This window comes from Buchnera aphidicola (Hyadaphis tataricae) (assembly GCF_005081445.1).
GTDB lineage: Bacteria > Pseudomonadota > Gammaproteobacteria > Enterobacterales > Enterobacteriaceae > Buchnera > Buchnera aphidicola_AE.
In genome coordinates, this window is record NZ_CP034873.1 from 390,459 (window position 1) to 407,845 (window position 17,387).

Genomic DNA, 17,387 nt, shown 5'->3' on the forward strand with positions numbered 1-17,387 from the left:
ATTTCGTTAAAGAACTTTTCTTTAATTATTTAAAAATTAATTAAATAATATTGTTGTATTTAATTTATTGATAAATTGAACATTCTTTATCGATTTTTGTATCTTTGTATTTTTTAAACGGAATGTTAAATTCTTTACATAATTTTTCTAAAAATTTTTTACTTAAACAAAATGTTTTTCCTGGACTATCTGATAATTTTGCAACCGGTTTACCATTGCATTTTACTAATTTTATTACTATATTTAATGGTTTTACATATGGAATATCGCATGTTAATTGTGTTCCTATTCCAAAAATTACATTAGTTCTACGATTAAATTTTTGATAAAGAGATATAATTTTTTGAAAATTTAAATTGTCTGAAAACAATAATACTTTAGTACGAGGATCAATGCCTAAATTTTCATAATGTTTTATAGCTTTCTCACCCCATGTTACTGGATCTCCTGAATCATGTCGTATTCCTTTATATGAAGAAGTAAAATAAAAATTAAAATCACGCAAAAAAGAGTTCATATTAATAGAATCTGTTAACGCTATATTTAAATCGTTTTTATATTGACACAACCATATTTGTAATGCTAGAATTTGGCTGTTTTTTAAATCGGCACTAATTTGCTGATGAGCTTGAAACCATTCATGAGCTTGAGTACCAATTGGTGACAAATTTAACATACGAGATATATGATAATTGCTTGAACCTACCAAAAAAGGAAATTCTTTTTTTAACGTTTGAATAACAGAATATTGCACTTGATAAGAAAATCTTCTTCGTGTTCCAAAATCAACGATTTTTAAATGCGATAAATCTATAGATTTTGTAGCATTAAAAAAATTTTTTAATTTAACGTGTAAATGTTTTATTGCACTTGTAGTGGTAATTTCTGGAGAACAATTAGCATGAAAAATTTCACTAATCAAAGCTAAAATAGGAACTTCCCATAATATTACTTCTTTCCAAGAGCCGCTAATACGAATTTTTAGCTGACCTTGATAATTATTAATTGTTACTTGAGAAACATCATAACGAAAACTTTTCAACCAACTTAAATATTCTTGTTTAAAAAATGAAAAAGATTTCATATAAATATATTCTTCATCATTCAAATATAAATGTCTCATCATTTTAATTTGTTCTGATAAAACACCAGAATAACAACCTAAAAAATTATCCCCTCTACAAATAAAATCAGCAACTACATCTACATTTTTATAATGATAAAAAACTGCTTGTTGCATATAAAACTTATATACATCAGTATCAAGTAATGTTTTTAATATTGGGTAATTATATTGTTTCATAGTATATTTGATTTTTTATTATACTGTTTTATTTTTTAATATTTAACTAAACAATAATATTGTGTTTGATAATAAATATTTAAATATTAATTAATAAATAAAAATTGCTTTGCTGATTGAAAAAATATAGCATAAAAACAAACGTGATTAAATTTTTTATAAAATCACACTGTATAAATTGAAAAATATATCATTACATAACCAAATAAAGTAGAACATTTTTATGCGATTCATTATGATAAACGTTTATATATTTTTCTACATGAAAAAGGAATTATAATGTTTTATTATTTCATTCGTAAACTATTATTTTTAATAGATCCAGAAAAAGCTCACATGTTCACGTTAAAGCAACTTCGCTCCAAAAAAATACAATTCTTAAAAAATTTTTTTTTAAGCCTAAAATCATCTCAAAAAATATAATATGTATGGGGTTAAATTTCAGTAATAAATTAGGAAATGCAGCCGGAATAGATAAAAATGGTGAGTATATAAACGTCTTATCTCAAATAGGATTTGGATTTATCGAGGTAGGAACTGTGACTCCATTACCGCAATATGGCAATGCTAAACCAAGATTATTTAGGATTATTCCTGCAGAAGGCCTTATCAATAGAATGGGATTTCCTAATTTAGGAGTGGACAATTTAGTTAAAAATATACAACAGGCGCGTTTTCAAGGAATTCTTGGTATAAATATAGGAAAAAACAAAAATACTAGCATCAAAAACGCTGTTAAAGACTATTTAATTTGTATAGAAAAAACATATCTCTATGCCAGTTATATTGCTATTAATATTTCATCTCCTAATACTCATGATTTAACACAATTGCAATACGGAAAAATATTTCAAAATTTGTTATATGCAATTAAAAAAAAACAAAGCGAATTGCACAAAAAATATTTAAAATATGTTCCAATAGCAATTAAAATTTCACCAGATCTTTCCACAAAAGAATTATATCATATTGCTACAGAACTGATTAGACATGAAATAGATGGTATTATTGCGACAAATACAACATTAGATCATTCTTCAATAGTCGGTTTAACTAATAGCACAGAAAAAGGCGGTTTAAGTGGATTACCCTTACAAAAAAAAAGCACCAAAATAATTAACACATTGTCAAAAATTTTAAAGAACCAAATCCCTATTATTGGAGTAGGAGGTATCAATTCAATTGATTCTGCCAAAGAAAAAATACAATCAGGAGCAACTTTAATACAAATTTACTCTGGACTGATATATCAAGGACCACAAATTATTAGAAGTATTGTTGAAAAAACATGATCTTATTTGATAATTTATAAATTATATATCAAATATCACATATTTTATCAAAAACAATTAATTTTTAAAAAATATTTAAAATATTTAACATAAATTCAAAAAAAAATTAACAAAATATATCATTCTTATTATATCATTTTGTAAACAATATAATGTAATTACTTAAAAAAAATAAAAAAATGAATTATTTATTTGCAAGTACCAATTTTGGCACTGAAAAAATGTTAGGAAAAGAACTGTTAGATTTAGGTGTTGAAAAAATTGACAGTACACATGGTGGTGTCTATTATCAAGCTGATGAATTGTTATTGTATAAAACTTTAATGTGGAGTCGTATTGCATCAAGAATTTTTTTATGTATAAAACGATTTAGCATTTATAACATTAAAGATCTTTATAATAATGTATATAATATTGAATGGAATGATTTCTTTTATACACATAATACTTTTTTGATTAATTTTAAAGGTACTAACAATATTATTCGCAATAGTTTATTCGGAAGTTTGACAGTAAAAGATGCTATTGTAGATAAGTTTAAAAAAAACTTCTCTTCACGTCCCAATGTCGATCTTATTAATCCTAATATTCGTATTCGAGTATGTTTATACGAAAATAACAAAATAAATGTTATGCTAGATTTAAGTGGTGATGCATTACATAAAAGAGGATATCGTCGTTTTGTTCACGCTACTCCAATTAAAGAAAATCTAAGTGTAGCAGCAATATTACAATCAGGTTGGAAACATAATACTCCAATCATAGATCCTATGTGTGGATCAGGAACTTTAGTAATCGAAGCAGCCATGATTGCTTGCAATAGAGCTCCTGGTTTGAACAGATTAATTTGGGGATTTCAATTTTGGAAAGGATACAAAAAAGATATATGGGAAAAAATTTATCAAGATGCAGAAAAAAAATTTCAAATTGGAATAAAATTATGCTCAAAAAATTATTTTTTAGGATACGATTATAACGCTGAAATCATAAAAAAAGCCAAAATCAATGCATTGTATGCTGGTGTATCAAAAATAACTCAATTTTTTACAAAAAACTTAAATAATCTTAAGAACATATATAACAAAGAAGAAATTGGTACATTATTGAGTAATGCACCATACGGTGAAAGAAATCACACTGAAAGTCAACTAGTAGGACTTTATATACAATTAGGAATCGTATCAAAAAAATATTTTCATAATTGGACATTATCAATTTTCAGTGCATCAAAATTTTTATTACAATTCATACAAATGAGAGCAAATCAAGAATACTGTTTAAAAAATGGCGCACTTAATTGTTTTCAAAACAATTACCATATCTATTCTAATCAATTAAATATTGAAAACAAAGAATATCAAAATAGATTAAAAAAAAATGTCCAAAAGTTAGAAAAATGGAAAAATATAGAAAAAATAGAATGTTTCCGCATATATAATGCTGATTTACCAAATTATAATATAATTATAGATATATATAAAAAATGGATGGTTGTACAAGAATATCAAGCTCCAAATATAATTAACTTTAATAAAACACATAAAAGATTGTGTCACGCTATTTATTATGCTAAAGAAATATTATCTATTGAAATCAATAACATCATATTAAAAATTAGAAAAAAAAATAAAAATCATGCGCAATATTCAAAACTATTTCAGCAAAATAACTTTATTCAAGTTAAAGAATATTCTGCAAAATTTTTAATAAATTTAGTAGATTACTTAGATACTGGTTTATTTTTGGAAAAACGTTTAATAAGAAAATTAATCGGCAACATGTCTAAAGGAAAAGATTTTTTAAATTTATTTTCATATACTGGAACTGCTACCGTATATGCTGGATTAGGACAAGCAAAAAGCACTACTAGTATAGATATCTCTAAAACTTATATTACATGGTCTAAACGTAATATGTTTATCAATAATTTAAACAATAATCATCAACATCATTTTATTCAAACAGATTGTGTAGATTGGATTAAAAATACTAACAAAAAATTCGATCTAATTTTTATCAATCCACCAACATTCTCCAATTCAAAAAAAATGAAAAAACATTTTGACATAAAAAAAGATTATCTTAATCTTATAAAAAATTTAAAAAGTATTTTACGCAAAAATGGTTCTATTATTTTTTCAAGTTCTACCCATAATTTTAATTTTCAGTCAGATGAGATCAAAAAAATACAATTATATGCCAAAAACATTACAAAAAAAATGCAATGTAAAGACTATATTAATGATTCAAATTTACATCATTCCTGGATAATTAAACATCTTCCATAACTTTAAGAACAAAAAATATTATGTCGCTCATTAATATTAAAAATGGTTATTTATCATTCAGCAATTTAACTATTTTAAACAATAGTATGTTTTACATGAATAAAAATGAAAGAATATGTTTAATTGGAAAAAATGGAACTGGAAAATCTACATTTTTAAAAATTATTAATCAAAAGCAAAGTTTAGATCATGGTAGCATCACTTTTAAAAAAAATATCAAAATATCTTATTTAGAACAAAATAATACTACAAATACAAATGCTTCTGTGTATGATTTTATAAAATCAAGATACAATAGAAAATATATAAATCAAGATTATTACAAAAAAGATATAGAACATGACACAGAAATCACAAAAATCCTTAAACATATTTCACTAAAAAAAAGTCAAATAACATCTGAACTATCAGGAGGAATATTAAGAAAAACTGCATTAATTCAAGTATTGATAGAAAAATCAGACATACTTTTACTTGACGAACCTACAAATAATTTAGATATACAAACAGTAAAATGGTTAGAAAAAACTTTAAAAAATTTTTCAGGAAGCATATTGTTCGTATCACATAATATAAATTTTATTCAAAATGTATCCACAAGAATCGTAGATCTTGATCGTGGAAAACTGACTTCTTGGTCAGGAGATTACAAAAACTTTAAAAAGCTAAAATGTGAAAATAATCGCATTGACGAAATGCACAAGAAAACATTTGATAATAATTTAAAAAAAGAAGAAATTTGGATCAGAAAAAATGTTCAAGCACGTTCTATTCGTAATCAAGGAAGAACTAAAAATTTGAAATTATTAAGACAAGAAAAGGAAAATTATCAAAAAATAGCAACATTCAATCAGATTAATATAAATCAAGATAAAAATTATTTGGGAAAAGTTATTTTTAAAATAAAAAACATTAACTTTTCAATAAACAATAAACATGTTATTCAAGATTTTTCATCGGTTATCGAAAATGGTGATAAATTAGGAATTATTGGAAAAAACGGATGTGGAAAAACTACGATAATAAAAATGCTTTTAGGAGAAATATTACCTGAAACAGGAACAATTTATAGAAATAAAAATTTACACATAGCATACTTTGATCAAAATAAATCTTTTCTCAATCCAAATAAATCTATTATAGAAAACATAAATTATGGAAAAGAAAGTATAAAAATAAATGGAACAGAACAGCACATAATAAGCTATTTAAAAGATTTTTTATTTCAACCTCATGAATTAAACGTTCTAGTCAAAACATTATCTGGAGGCCAGTATAGTCGATTACTATTAGCGCGATTATTTTTAAAGCCAAGCAACGTGCTAATTCTTGATGAACCTACCAACGATTTAGATTTAGATAGTTTGAATGTACTAGAAAAAACAATTATAAATTATCAAGGAACTGTTATAATAACCAGTCATGACCAAAATTTTATTAAAAATACAGCAAAAAAATTTTGGTGTTTTGCAGATAACGCATTAATTAATACTCATATTAGCTATGATAATAGTATAAAAAACGAAAAAAATATAATAAAAAAAATTAATAAAAAAGATAAAAAAAATAAATATAGAATATCTATTGATGCAAATTACAAAAAAACAAGACAACAAAACCTATCTAATACGTTAAACGAAATAACAAAACTTGAATTGTGTATTCAAAAACTACAAAAAATCATTAATCAACCTAATTTTTTTAAAAAAGAACCACAAGAAACAATGATAATTTTAAAAAAATTAAAATATAAAGAACAAGCATTAAAAACAAAAATTCTATATTGGGAAAACTTAGAATCAACATAAAATAAAATATAAAATACATTCAAAAACCTTTAATTTTTTTCATGCACTCTTTAGAACAACAGTAATTAAATTTTACAGCACAATCCTTACATTGAATAAAAAGCAAATGACATAGATCGTTTCTGCAATTGACATAAACATCAGAAGGATTTTTGCATTGCTGACAAAATGCAATAACATCATCTGACACTTTTTCACTCATTCTATTGTCAAAAACAAAATTTTTTCCTTTAAACAAAATAGGCAAATTGTTTTTTTTTGCATTGTGTATATAACCGATAATGCCTCCCTTAATATGATAAATATATTTAAAATCATGAAAACGCATCCAAGCAGTAGCTTTCTCACAACGAATTCCTCCGGTACAATACAATACAATTCTTTTGTGTTTAGCATATTCCATTTTTTTTACTAATTTTTTTAATTGTTCACGAAAAGTAGTACTTTTAATTTCAATTGCGTGCTCAAAATGACCTATTTTATATTCATAAGAGTTTCTCATATCAATAAATATTACATTTTGATCTTTTAACATTAAATTCACTTCTTGTGCGTTAATATATATACCAACATCGTGAGGATTAAAAAAAAAATCTTGTATTCCATCTGCAACAATATTTTTTTTGACTTTTACTGACAGTACCCAAAATGATTTTTGATTGCTTAATGCTTTGTTAATAACTATATCATGCAATGATGAAGACAATTGAAATAAAAAGTTTTTTAAGAATGTGAAGTTTTTTAATGGCACACTGATTTGTGCATTAATACCTTCTTCTGCTATATAAACTCTTCCTAAAATGTTATATTTAAGAAATTGCTTATAAATTTTATTTCTATATTCTTGAGTATTGATTATATTAAAGTATTTATAAAAAGATAGTGTTAAACGTTCTGTAGTGTCTAAATACATGCGTTTCTTTAACTCTTTTTTAGAAAGAATATTGTGTAAACGAGACATTATAAAATCCTAAATAATAAACAAAAAATTATCACTGTGTGATCAATAATATCAAATCATATTTAATTGGTATTGAATAAGTTAAAAAATTTTTTAGCAAACACTTAATAAATAGATTATTACTTTAAATTTTCGTCATCATCTAAATGAATTAATTTTTTAATTTGTTTAGATAATTCTTGATATATTTTATTTAACGTTAAAAATCTATTTTTTTCGTTTTTAACAACTATTTCAGGAGCAAAAGATAAAAAATTCTTATTAGAGAGTTTGTTTTTTATAATAAATATTTTTTTTTGAATACTGATTTTTTCTTTTTTTAGTCGTTGTAATTCCAATTTTACGTCAATTAACTTTAATATAGGTATAATAATTTCTACTCCATGGATTATTTTTTTTATATATAAATCTTGTTCATAATCTTTAAAAAGTATTGTTATACTTTCTAAAAAAGCAATTTTTTTTAATAAAAAAGTATTTTCTTTAATAATTTTTTTCTGTTTTAAATTAACTTTATACAAACATAGTGGCAATAGTTTATGAGGATGAATGTGCATATTAGATCGAATATTTCTAACAAAAATAATAATTTCTATTATCCATTGCACATTCTGAATTACTTCAATATTAGAAATATTTTTATTGTATTGAGGAAACGGTTGTAACATAATCGTATCCCCTGAAACTTTATTAATTATTTTTACACGTTGCCAAATTTCTTCTGTCATAAAAGGAATGATTGGATGAGCTAATCTCAAAAGAAATTCTAAAACATATAACATTGTATTTTTAGTAAAATACACTTCTTGTTCAGATCCATGCTTAATTAATATTTTTGCAAATTCTAAATACCAATCACAAAATATATTCCAAACAAAATTATATAAAATATTTGCCGCACTATCAAAACGATAATGATCTAAAGCATCTCGATATAACTTCACCATATTATTTAATTTCGTTAAGATCCATTCATTTATTAAAAAAATATTTTCTTGAAAGTTTAATGTAGAAAAAGAATGATTTGTAGCATTTATTAAAACAAATCTACTAGCATTCCAGAATTTATTACAAAAATTTCGATATCCCTTTAATCTATTCATATCCCAATTAATATCTCGTGTATTAGATGCTAAAGCAGAGAAAGTAAAACGTAATGCATCAGTACCCGTCGCCTCAATTCCCGTAGGAAATTTTTTTTGAGTGTATTTAACAATTTTTTCAAATAAACTAGGTTGTAATAAATGTCTTGTTCTTTTTTTAATTAAATTCTTTAAAGAAATGCCATCTATCATATCTAAAGGATCAATAACATTGCCTTTTGATTTTGACATTTTGACACCTTGTTCATCACGAATTAATCCAGTGACATAAATATTTTTAAATGGTACTTCAGATATTCCGTTTTTTGATTTCATCAAATACATAGTTAACATGATCATACGTGCAATCCAAAAGAAAATAATATCAAAACCACTTACTAAAACATCAGTAGGATGAAATAAATTCAACCATACTGTTTTTTTAGGCCATCCTAATGTAGAGAATGTCCATAAGCCAGATGAAAACCAAGTATCTAAAACATCATCATCTTGTTTTAAAAGTATATTTTTTGATAACGAGTATTCTTTACGTATTGTTTGTTCATCATGACCAACATATATGTTTTTTTTATCATCGTACCAAACTGGAATACGGTGCCCCCACCACAATTGACGAGAAATACACCAATCTTCAATATTATTCATCCAAGATCTATACATAGTTTTATATTGTTCAGGTATAAATTTAATTTTTTCATCTTCAACAGCACTAAGAGCTATTTTTGCTAATTTTGATGTTTTTAAATACCATTGATTTGTAAGCATAGAATGAATAACTGAACCACTACGATCGTTATAAGGAACTGTAATATCAGATTCTTGAATATTTTCTAAAAATCCTAATTTTTTAATTTCTTCTATGATTTTGGTTCTTGCAGATAATATGTCTAATTTTTGAAATAAAGATGGTATAGCGTTATCATATAAATCAATTTTTTCTCCTTTATAATTAAAAATCTGAGAAAAAGATCTAATCTTGCCATTGAATGTAAAAACATTAATCATCGGTAATTTATGACGATAACCTACTTTATAATCATTGAAATCATGTGCTGGTGTAATTTTTACACAACCTGTTCCTTTTTGTGGATTAGCATATTCATCTCCAATAATAGGAATAATTCTATTAATTATAGGGCATCGAACAAAGTGTCCAATCAATTGATTATTTTTGCTGTCTTTCGGATTAACTGCAATAGCTGTATCTCCTAACAACGTTTCTGGTCTAGTAGTAGAGACAATTAAATATTTCACATTACCGTTTAAAAAATTCTTAGGATTTACAATTGGATATCTAATAAACCATGTTTTTCCTTTTTCTAAACGGTGCTCTACTTCTAAATCTGAAATAACCGTTTCTAAAACTGCATCCCAATGTACTAATTTTTTCTTTTGGTAAATCAAGTTGTTTTTATAAAATAAAATAAATGCTTCTTTAACAGCAATAGAAATATCAGAATCTAAAGTAAATTTAGTTCGATCCCAATCAGCAGAAACACCTAAACGACGCATTTGATTGATAACAATATTATTATAAGTTTGTTTCCAACTCCAAACTTTTTTAACAAAATCTTCTCTGCTATAATCTTTTTTTGTTTTTCTCTCTTCTAAAAATATTTGGCGCTCAACTAAAATCTGTGTAGCTATTCCGGCGTGATCTGTACCTGCTTGTAAAAGTGTATTTTTTCCTTGCATTCTATGATAACGAACTAATATATCTATAATAGTCTGTTGAAATGCATGACCCATATGTAGACTACCCGTAATATTAGGCGGTGGCATCATAATGCAAAAAGTTGGTTTGGTTACATCATTAGGTTTAAAATAACCATTATTTTCCCAAAAATTATATAGACTTGTTTCAATGCTGTTAGGATTGTAATTTTTTTCCATTATTTTTAACTTTTTATAAATTAAAAAACTGTGATATTATAAAAAAATATGATATAAAATTTAATATGATATTTTACTTTGATTTAATAGAAATTGACATAAGAGTTCAACAGGACGTCCTGTAGATCCTTTATCTTTACCTGATTCCCATGCAGTTCCTGCAATATCTAAATGAGCCCATTTATACTGTTTTGTAAAATTAGAAAGAAAACAAGCTGCCGTTATAGCTCCAGCTTTGCTATTTCCTATATTAGATAAATCTGCAATAGATGAATAAAGGTTTGTTTCATATTCTTTTAACAATGGTAAACGCCATATCTTATCATCAGTTTCTTTTGAAGCATGTTGTAATTGTTTAGAAAGTTCTTCATCATTAGCAAAAAAACCGCTGACACACTCACCTAATGCTACCACGCATGCGCCGGTTAATGTAGCAATATCAATCACTAAATTTGGAGAAAAACGTTCTACATAAGTTAACGTATCGCATAAAACTAAACGCCCTTCAGCATCGGTGTTTAGTATTTCTACTGTTTTACCTGACATAGTTTTTAGAACATCTCCAGGTCTAAAAGCATTACTGCTCAGTATATTTTCACATCCAGATAAAATTCCAATAATTTTTAAAGGTAACTGAAGCTCAGCAGCCATAATTAACGTGCCATAAACTGCAGCTGCTCCTGACATATCGTATTTCATTTCATGCATGTTCGTTGAAGGTTTAATCGATATTCCTCCAGAATCAAAAGTTACACCCTTTCCCACTAAAGCAATAGTTATATTATTAATGTTATTATTTCCAGAATATTTAATGACAGACATAAATGGCTGATTTTTAGAGCTACCACCCACTGCTATATAAGCATTCATTTTTAATTTTTTCATTTCTTTGATATCGATAACATCAACAACAATATTATCTGAATATTTGTCAGCAAGTTTTTTTGCTTGATTGGATAAATATAAAGGAGTACAAATATTAGGAGGTAAATTGCTAATATTTTTTGTAGAAGTTATGCCGAGATTGATGGCTAATGCATGTTTCAGCGCTATTTCACCTAAATACAAATCATTTTTTTTTAAGATGTTTAATGTTATTAAATCAAAATTAATATGTTTTTTTGTAGTTTGATTAATTTTTGAAATTTGATATAAAGATGACTGTATGCCTAGTACAATAGTTCTAATGAGCCAATATGTATGATGATTATTTTCGATGTTGATTTCATCTAAAGAGCAAATAAAATTTTTTATAGATGTTTTTTTTAAAAATGTTATAGTTTTTTTTATAATCAAATTTAAATTAGATTGAGTGATTGTATTTTTTTTTCCAAGACCTATTAATAATACTCTTTGAGCAGTAACATTTGGAATATTATAGAACATTATTGTTTCACCTATATTACCCTTTATATCACCTAATTTTAATAAAGAAGTGATGTAACCGTTACTAGATGAATCTAAATAATTAGCAGATCTAGAAAGTTGAAGCGACTCAAAGATTCCAACAATTATACAATCTGTATATTCTTTTTCTAAATGACAATGTTTCAGAATAAATTTCATTATTTTAACTCAATGTTATTGAAAATACTTGCATGATTGGATGTAAAAATAAAATATATTACATATTGAATATATTAATAATTGTTACAGTATAACTTAATTGAAAATAATATATTTTATAAAACTATTGATGCTTTATCTTTATATTGATTACAAATAACTATGTTCTGTAATTGAATAAAATTATTACAATATAAAAAAAATATTATATACTAACTGTAATAATCTTTTTACTTCAATTTTCATTTTATTTAATATATTTTTATAATACTGAGAATTTAAATATGAATAGTCTTTATAAGCGTGATTGTTTAAGATTGTTAGACTTCACAGATTTAGAACTAAAAACACTTATTAATTTATCTCAAAAATTAAAAAAAAACAAAATAAATAATCAAGAAATCCAGTTTTTGAAAAGAAAAAATATAGCTTTAATTTTTGAAAAAGAATCTACTCGTACAAGATGTGCTTTTGAAATAGCCGCATATGATCAAGGGGCTCACGTGACTTATCTAGGACCAGGTAGTACACATCTTGGAACAAAAGAATCTATAGAAGACACTGCTAAAATACTTGGTCGTTTATATGACGGAATTCAATACCGAGGTCATGATCATCAAACAATAGAGATTTTAGCAAAACATTCAAAAGTTCCAGTATGGAATGGTTTAACTAAAACGTTTCATCCCACTCAATTACTTGCAGATTTACTAACTATTAAAGAAATACACCCAGAAAAACAGTTTCACGAAATAGCATGTGCATATGTTGGAGATACTCATAATAATATGGGAAATAGCCTTTTAGAAGCAGCTGCATTAGTAGGTTTAGATTTACGTTTAGTCTCACCTAAACAATTTTGGCCTGAAAAAGAACTATTCATCCAATGCAAAAAAATGGCAAAAAAACAAAAAGGAGAAATCATTTGCACTGAAAATATTGAAGAGGGTGTTAAAAATGTCGATTTTATCTATACTGATGTTTGGGTTTCTATGGGAGAATCTCAAGAACAGTGGGAAAATAGAATTCAATCATTAAAATCATATCAGGTAAACAATGAAATGTTAGATATAACTAATAATGATCATGTTAAAATACTCCATTGCCTTCCTGCTTTGCATGATCAAAAAACTGTTATAGGAAAATCTATATTACAACGATATGGATTAAAAAACGGTATGGAAATAACAGATGACATTTTTCAAAAACATCAAATAACGATTTTTGAACAAGCAGAAAATAGATTACATACCATTAAAGCTCTTCTCGTATCTAGTTTATCAAAAACAATTAGCTTGTAAAGAACAATATATTTTTAAATTAAACGTGAAAAATAATCTATTTAGATTTATCAATAGATTATTAAATATTTGCGCAGGGTTTTACAGACTAACAGAAAAAACCTTTCTTTTCTGAAATCGTAAAGGAAAAAAAGTTGAGAAATCCTCTATTCAAAAAACATATTATTTCAATTGATGAACTACAACGCTATGAATTAGAATTAGTTTTAAAAAAATCTACATTTCTTAAAAAAACACCGCAACCAAATTTATTAAAAAATAAAATTATAGCCAGTTGTTTTTTTGAATCATCTACTCGTACTCGTTTATCATTTGAAACCGCTTTATATCGTTTAGGGGCATCAATAATCGGATTTTCTGATGGAAACAATATTTCTTTGAAAACAAAAGGAGAAACATTAGCAGATACGATAGCAGTAATCAGCTCTTATGTAGATGGTATTATTATCCGTCATCCGCAAGAAGGTTCTGCGCGTTTAGCTGCAGAATTCTCCAATGGCATACCTATTTTTAATGCAGGAGATGGGGCAAATCAACATCCAACACAAACATTATTAGATTTATTTACTATTCAAGAAACTCAAAACAGACTAAATCATTTAAATATTGCTATGGTTGGAGATCTTAAATACGGAAGAACAGTTCATTCATTAACACAAGCTCTTGCTAAATTTCAAAAAAACAAATTTTATTTTATTTCACCTGATGCATTAATGATGCCAAAACATATTAATGATATGCTTTATGAAAAAGGAGTTTATTGGAAAAGATACAATAATATTGAAGAAATTATTTCCGAAATAGACATTTTGTATATGACTCGTGTTCAAAAAGAACGACTGGATTTAACTGAATACGCGAATGCAAAATCAAAATTTATATTACATGTTCAAACGTTAAAAAATGCGCGAAAAAATTTAAAAATATTACACCCACTTCCGCGAATAGATGAAATTGATTACGATGTTGATCGTACACCTTATGCTTGGTATTTTAAACAAGCTGCCAATGGCATTTATGCTCGTCAAGCAATTTTATCTTTAGTATTAATAGAAAAACATTTATAATGTAACCATGCAAAACAAAAAACTTCAAGTAGAAGCCATCAAATCTGGTAGTGTTATTGATCATATACCAGCTCATATTGGTTTTAAATTGTTATCTTTGTTTAGATTTACTGAAACAGAAAAACGAATTACTATAGGTTTCAATTTACCTTCTAAAAAATTAGGAATAAAAGATATTATAAAAATAGAAGATACATTTTTAAGCGATGATCAAATTAATCAGTTAGCAATTTATGCTCCAGATGCCACTGTTAATTATATCAACCAATACAATTTAGTAGGCAAAACATTTCCAGCTTTACCTGAACAAATAGATCGTATTCTCATTTGTCCAAATAGCAATTGCGTTAGTCATAATAATTTCATCCATTCAAGTTTTCTAGTTAAAAAGGATAATTTTTTTAATACGAATTTAAAATGCAAATATTGTGAAAAAGAATTTTCTAAAAATATAGTATTGTCATATTAAATACAGCAATATTAACTTAACATAAATTATAATGGTATTATATGCGTCATATTATTCATACTAAAAATACACCAAAAACTATTGGTCCTTATTCTCAAGCAGTTATCATTAACAATTTTATTATATTGTCTGGACAAATACCTATTGATGCGCACTCGCAAGCAATTCCAGAAAATATTGGTGAACAAACGTATATCGTATTAAAAAATATAAAAACTATTTTAACTAACGCGCATTTTCAAGTAAAAAATATTATTAAAACAACGATTTTTACTACTGAACTGAAAAAAATTGACATCATTAACGAAATTTATATGAAATTTTTTTCAGATCATGAATCGCAATTCCCTGCTAGATCTTGTGTAGAAGTTCAAAGATTACCAAAAGATGTAAAAATAGAAATAGAAGTCATAGCATATAAGTATATATAAATTTTATTAAGATAAAAAATATATTTATCTTTTTTATAAGAACATAATCAATACTATTTCACATTAATATGCCGCGAAGCGGCATAAAAATTACTATCAAACATTTTTACGACGGGAAGAAGAAGGTTTTAATTCATTTCTAGATAATTTTAATTTATTTGCACGATATTCAGAAAAACGACGATGATTGTTTTTTTCTTTATAAGTTAGAGAACGATTAGAAATTGTACTATCATCTGTTTTATTATGTTTCAATATTTTTATATTGATTGCTTTGTTTAATATTCTTGTAGTGGAAATATTATGTAATACCTCTTTAGATAATCCCTTAGGTAGTTCAATAGTAGAATAAGAAGAAAATAACCTAACATTGCCAATATTCTTACTATTAATATTTCCTTCGTTAGCAATAGCTCCAACTATATGACGTACTTCTACTCCATCATTTCGACCTACTTCAATGCGATATAAATCTATTTCTTTATTGTAATCACGACGTTCACGTCGTGAGCGATTGTGACGAACATTTTCTTCGCGATTACGATTGTCTTTTGATGATAAAGTGCTATAAAATGAAGACTTTTTTAAATCTGGTTTAATTATTAAAGGACGCTCTCCTTGAGCCATTTTTAATAATGCAGCAGCTAAAGTTTTAATATCTAAATCATCTGAAGAGTATAATTTATCTAATAAAGCAACGTATTGATCTAAATCATGACTTTCTAATTCCTGTTGTACTTTTTTTGCAAATTTTTCAAGACGTCTTTGAGATAACAATGCAACGTTTGGAAGTTGCACTTCAGGGATAGGTTGCTTAATAGTACGTTCTATATTTCGCAATAAACGACGCTCACGATTTTCAACAAATAATAAAGCTCGACCAGTTCGACCTGCTCGACCAGTTCGACCTATACGATGAACATAAGATTCTGAATCCATAGGAATATCATAATTAATCACAAGACTGATGCGATCTACATCTAAACCTCGAGCAGCAACATCTGTTGCTATTAAAATATCTAATCTACCATTTTTTAATCTTTCTAATGTTTGCTCTCTTAAAGCTTGATTCATATCTCCATTTAATGCTGCACTATTATATCCGTTGCGTTCTAAAGCTTCAGAAACTTCTAAAGTGGCACTTTTTGTTCTAACAAATATAATTGTAGCAGAAAAATCTTCAGCTTCCAAAAAACGAATTAAAGCATCAGTTTTACGACCATGTACCATCCAATAACTTTGTTTGATATTTGGTCGTGTAGTTATATTAGATTGAATTTTAATTTCTTTTGGGTTTCTCATGAATCTTTTAGAAATACGTCGTATTACTTCTGGCATTGTAGCTGAAAATAATGCAGTCTGATGTTCTTTTGGGATTTTGCTCATAATCGTTTCTACATCTTCTATAAATCCCATACGTAACATTTCATCTGCTTCATCTAAAACTAATCCATGTAAATTAGAAAGGTTTAAAGTTCCTCTTTTTAAATGATCTAATAAACGACCTGGAGTTCCGACAACAATTTGAGGCCCTTGTCTTAACGCGCGTAGTTGTAGTTCATATCTTTGACCACCATATAAAGGTAAAACATTCACTCCAATCATATATTTAGAAAAACTAGAAAAAGCTTCGGCTACTTGTACTGCTAATTCTCTTGTAGGAGCCAACACTAAGATTTGAGGAGACTTTAACTTAACGTTAAGATTATGTAGCAAAGGTAAGGAAAAAGCAGCTGTTTTACCACTTCCAGTTTGCGCCATACCTAATACATCGTGTCCTTCTAATAGCAATGGAATACAAGTTTCTTGAATAGGAGATGGCTTAACATAACCCATTTCATTTAAAGATTGAATAATAAAAGAATTTAAACCAAGAAAAGAAAATGTGCTTTCAATACGAGTCAT

General features: G+C 26.3%; 11 protein-coding genes and 1 pseudogene. 7 read left to right on the forward strand and 5 right to left on the reverse strand.

Annotation, left to right across the window (positions count from 1 at the left end; all coding sequences use genetic code 11):
• Window positions 1-64: 64 nt before the first annotated feature.
• A complete protein-coding gene (gene pncB, locus D9V69_RS01800) occupies window positions 65-1,303 on the reverse strand; it encodes a nicotinate phosphoribosyltransferase (protein ID WP_158356625.1) in 1,239 nt (412 codons plus the stop codon).
• A gap of 279 nt (window positions 1,304-1,582) precedes the next feature.
• Between pncB and pyrD the strand changes: the two are divergent.
• From pyrD to D9V69_RS01815, 3 genes and pseudogenes are all read left to right on the forward strand, one after another.
• Window positions 1,583-2,595 (forward strand): annotated as a pseudogene (pyrD, locus tag D9V69_RS01805) (quinone-dependent dihydroorotate dehydrogenase).
• Between the two features lie 179 nt (window positions 2,596-2,774).
• Window positions 2,775-4,883 (forward strand): bifunctional 23S rRNA (guanine(2069)-N(7))-methyltransferase RlmK/23S rRNA (guanine(2445)-N(2))-methyltransferase RlmL, encoded by a 2,109-nt coding sequence (rlmKL, locus tag D9V69_RS01810; RefSeq protein ID WP_158356626.1) that lies wholly within the window; start codon window positions 2,775-2,777, stop codon window positions 4,881-4,883.
• 20 nt (window positions 4,884-4,903) lie between these two features.
• Window positions 4,904-6,691 carry an ATP-binding cassette domain-containing protein gene (locus D9V69_RS01815; protein ID WP_158356627.1) on the forward strand — a complete coding sequence of 596 codons (1,788 nt, stop codon included), beginning with the start codon at window positions 4,904-4,906 and terminating at the stop codon, window positions 6,689-6,691.
• Window positions 6,692-6,710: 19 nt separating this feature from the next.
• Here D9V69_RS01815 and D9V69_RS01820 read toward each other — a convergent pair whose 3' ends face one another.
• The 3 genes from D9V69_RS01820 to D9V69_RS01830 all read right to left on the reverse strand — a co-directional run bounded on the left by D9V69_RS01820 (window position 6,711) and on the right by D9V69_RS01830 (window position 12,214).
• A complete protein-coding gene (locus tag D9V69_RS01820; protein ID WP_158356628.1) occupies window positions 6,711-7,652 on the reverse strand; it encodes a rhodanese-related sulfurtransferase in 942 nt (313 codons plus the stop codon).
• A gap of 119 nt (window positions 7,653-7,771) precedes the next feature.
• Entirely contained in the window at window positions 7,772-10,648 is a 2,877-nt protein-coding gene (locus D9V69_RS01825; protein WP_158356629.1) for a valine--tRNA ligase, read from the reverse strand.
• Between the two features lie 60 nt (window positions 10,649-10,708).
• Window positions 10,709-12,214, reverse strand: a complete 1,506-nt coding sequence (locus tag D9V69_RS01830) for a leucyl aminopeptidase (protein ID WP_158356630.1) — start codon at window positions 12,212-12,214, stop codon at window positions 10,709-10,711.
• Window positions 12,215-12,498: 284 nt separating this feature from the next.
• Between D9V69_RS01830 and argF the strand changes: the two genes are divergently transcribed.
• The 4 genes from argF (at window position 12,499) to D9V69_RS01850 (ending at window position 15,482) form a co-directional block, all read left to right on the forward strand.
• The gene (gene argF / locus D9V69_RS01835) at window positions 12,499-13,515 is read left to right on the forward strand and encodes an ornithine carbamoyltransferase (protein ID WP_158356631.1); all 1,017 of its coding nucleotides are present in this window, start codon (window positions 12,499-12,501) and stop codon (window positions 13,513-13,515) included.
• A gap of 134 nt (window positions 13,516-13,649) precedes the next feature.
• A complete protein-coding gene (gene pyrB, locus D9V69_RS01840) occupies window positions 13,650-14,582 on the forward strand; it encodes an aspartate carbamoyltransferase (RefSeq protein WP_158356632.1) in 933 nt (310 codons plus the stop codon).
• A 7-nt stretch (window positions 14,583-14,589) separates the two neighbouring features.
• Window positions 14,590-15,051: an aspartate carbamoyltransferase regulatory subunit gene (gene pyrI, locus D9V69_RS01845; RefSeq protein WP_158356633.1), complete on the forward strand. Its 462-nt coding sequence runs from the start codon at window positions 14,590-14,592 to the stop codon at window positions 15,049-15,051.
• 41 nt (window positions 15,052-15,092) lie between these two features.
• A complete protein-coding gene (locus D9V69_RS01850; RefSeq protein WP_158356634.1) occupies window positions 15,093-15,482 on the forward strand; it encodes a Rid family detoxifying hydrolase in 390 nt (129 codons plus the stop codon).
• Window positions 15,483-15,578: 96 nt separating this feature from the next.
• On the opposite strand, the gene D9V69_RS01855 is transcribed toward D9V69_RS01850, so the two are convergent.
• Window positions 15,579-17,387 (reverse strand): DEAD/DEAH family ATP-dependent RNA helicase, encoded by a 1,809-nt coding sequence (locus D9V69_RS01855; RefSeq protein WP_158356635.1) that lies wholly within the window; start codon window positions 17,385-17,387, stop codon window positions 15,579-15,581.

What these genes read in the sequence shown, in the direction of transcription:
- D9V69_RS01850 (WP_158356634.1), top strand. Translation starts at nt 15,093, where the DNA reads ATGCGTCATATTATTCATACTAAAAATACACCAAAAACTATTGGTCCT.
- D9V69_RS01825 (WP_158356629.1), bottom strand. Translation starts at nt 10,648, where the DNA reads ATGGAAAAAAATTACAATCCTAACAGCATTGAAACAAGTCTATATAAT.
- D9V69_RS01830 (WP_158356630.1), bottom strand. Translation starts at nt 12,214, where the DNA reads ATGAAATTTATTCTGAAACATTGTCATTTAGAAAAAGAATATACAGAT.
- D9V69_RS01820 (WP_158356628.1), bottom strand. Translation starts at nt 7,652, where the DNA reads ATGTCTCGTTTACACAATATTCTTTCTAAAAAAGAGTTAAAGAAACGC.
- D9V69_RS01855 (WP_158356635.1), bottom strand. Translation starts at nt 17,387, where the DNA reads ATGACTCGTATTGAAAGCACATTTTCTTTTCTTGGTTTAAATTCTTTT.
- pncB (WP_158356625.1), bottom strand. Translation starts at nt 1,303, where the DNA reads ATGAAACAATATAATTACCCAATATTAAAAACATTACTTGATACTGAT.
- argF (WP_158356631.1), top strand. Translation starts at nt 12,499, where the DNA reads ATGAATAGTCTTTATAAGCGTGATTGTTTAAGATTGTTAGACTTCACA.
- pyrI (WP_158356633.1), top strand. Translation starts at nt 14,590, where the DNA reads ATGCAAAACAAAAAACTTCAAGTAGAAGCCATCAAATCTGGTAGTGTT.
- rlmKL (WP_158356626.1), top strand. Translation starts at nt 2,775, where the DNA reads ATGAATTATTTATTTGCAAGTACCAATTTTGGCACTGAAAAAATGTTA.
- D9V69_RS01815 (WP_158356627.1), top strand. Translation starts at nt 4,904, where the DNA reads ATGTCGCTCATTAATATTAAAAATGGTTATTTATCATTCAGCAATTTA.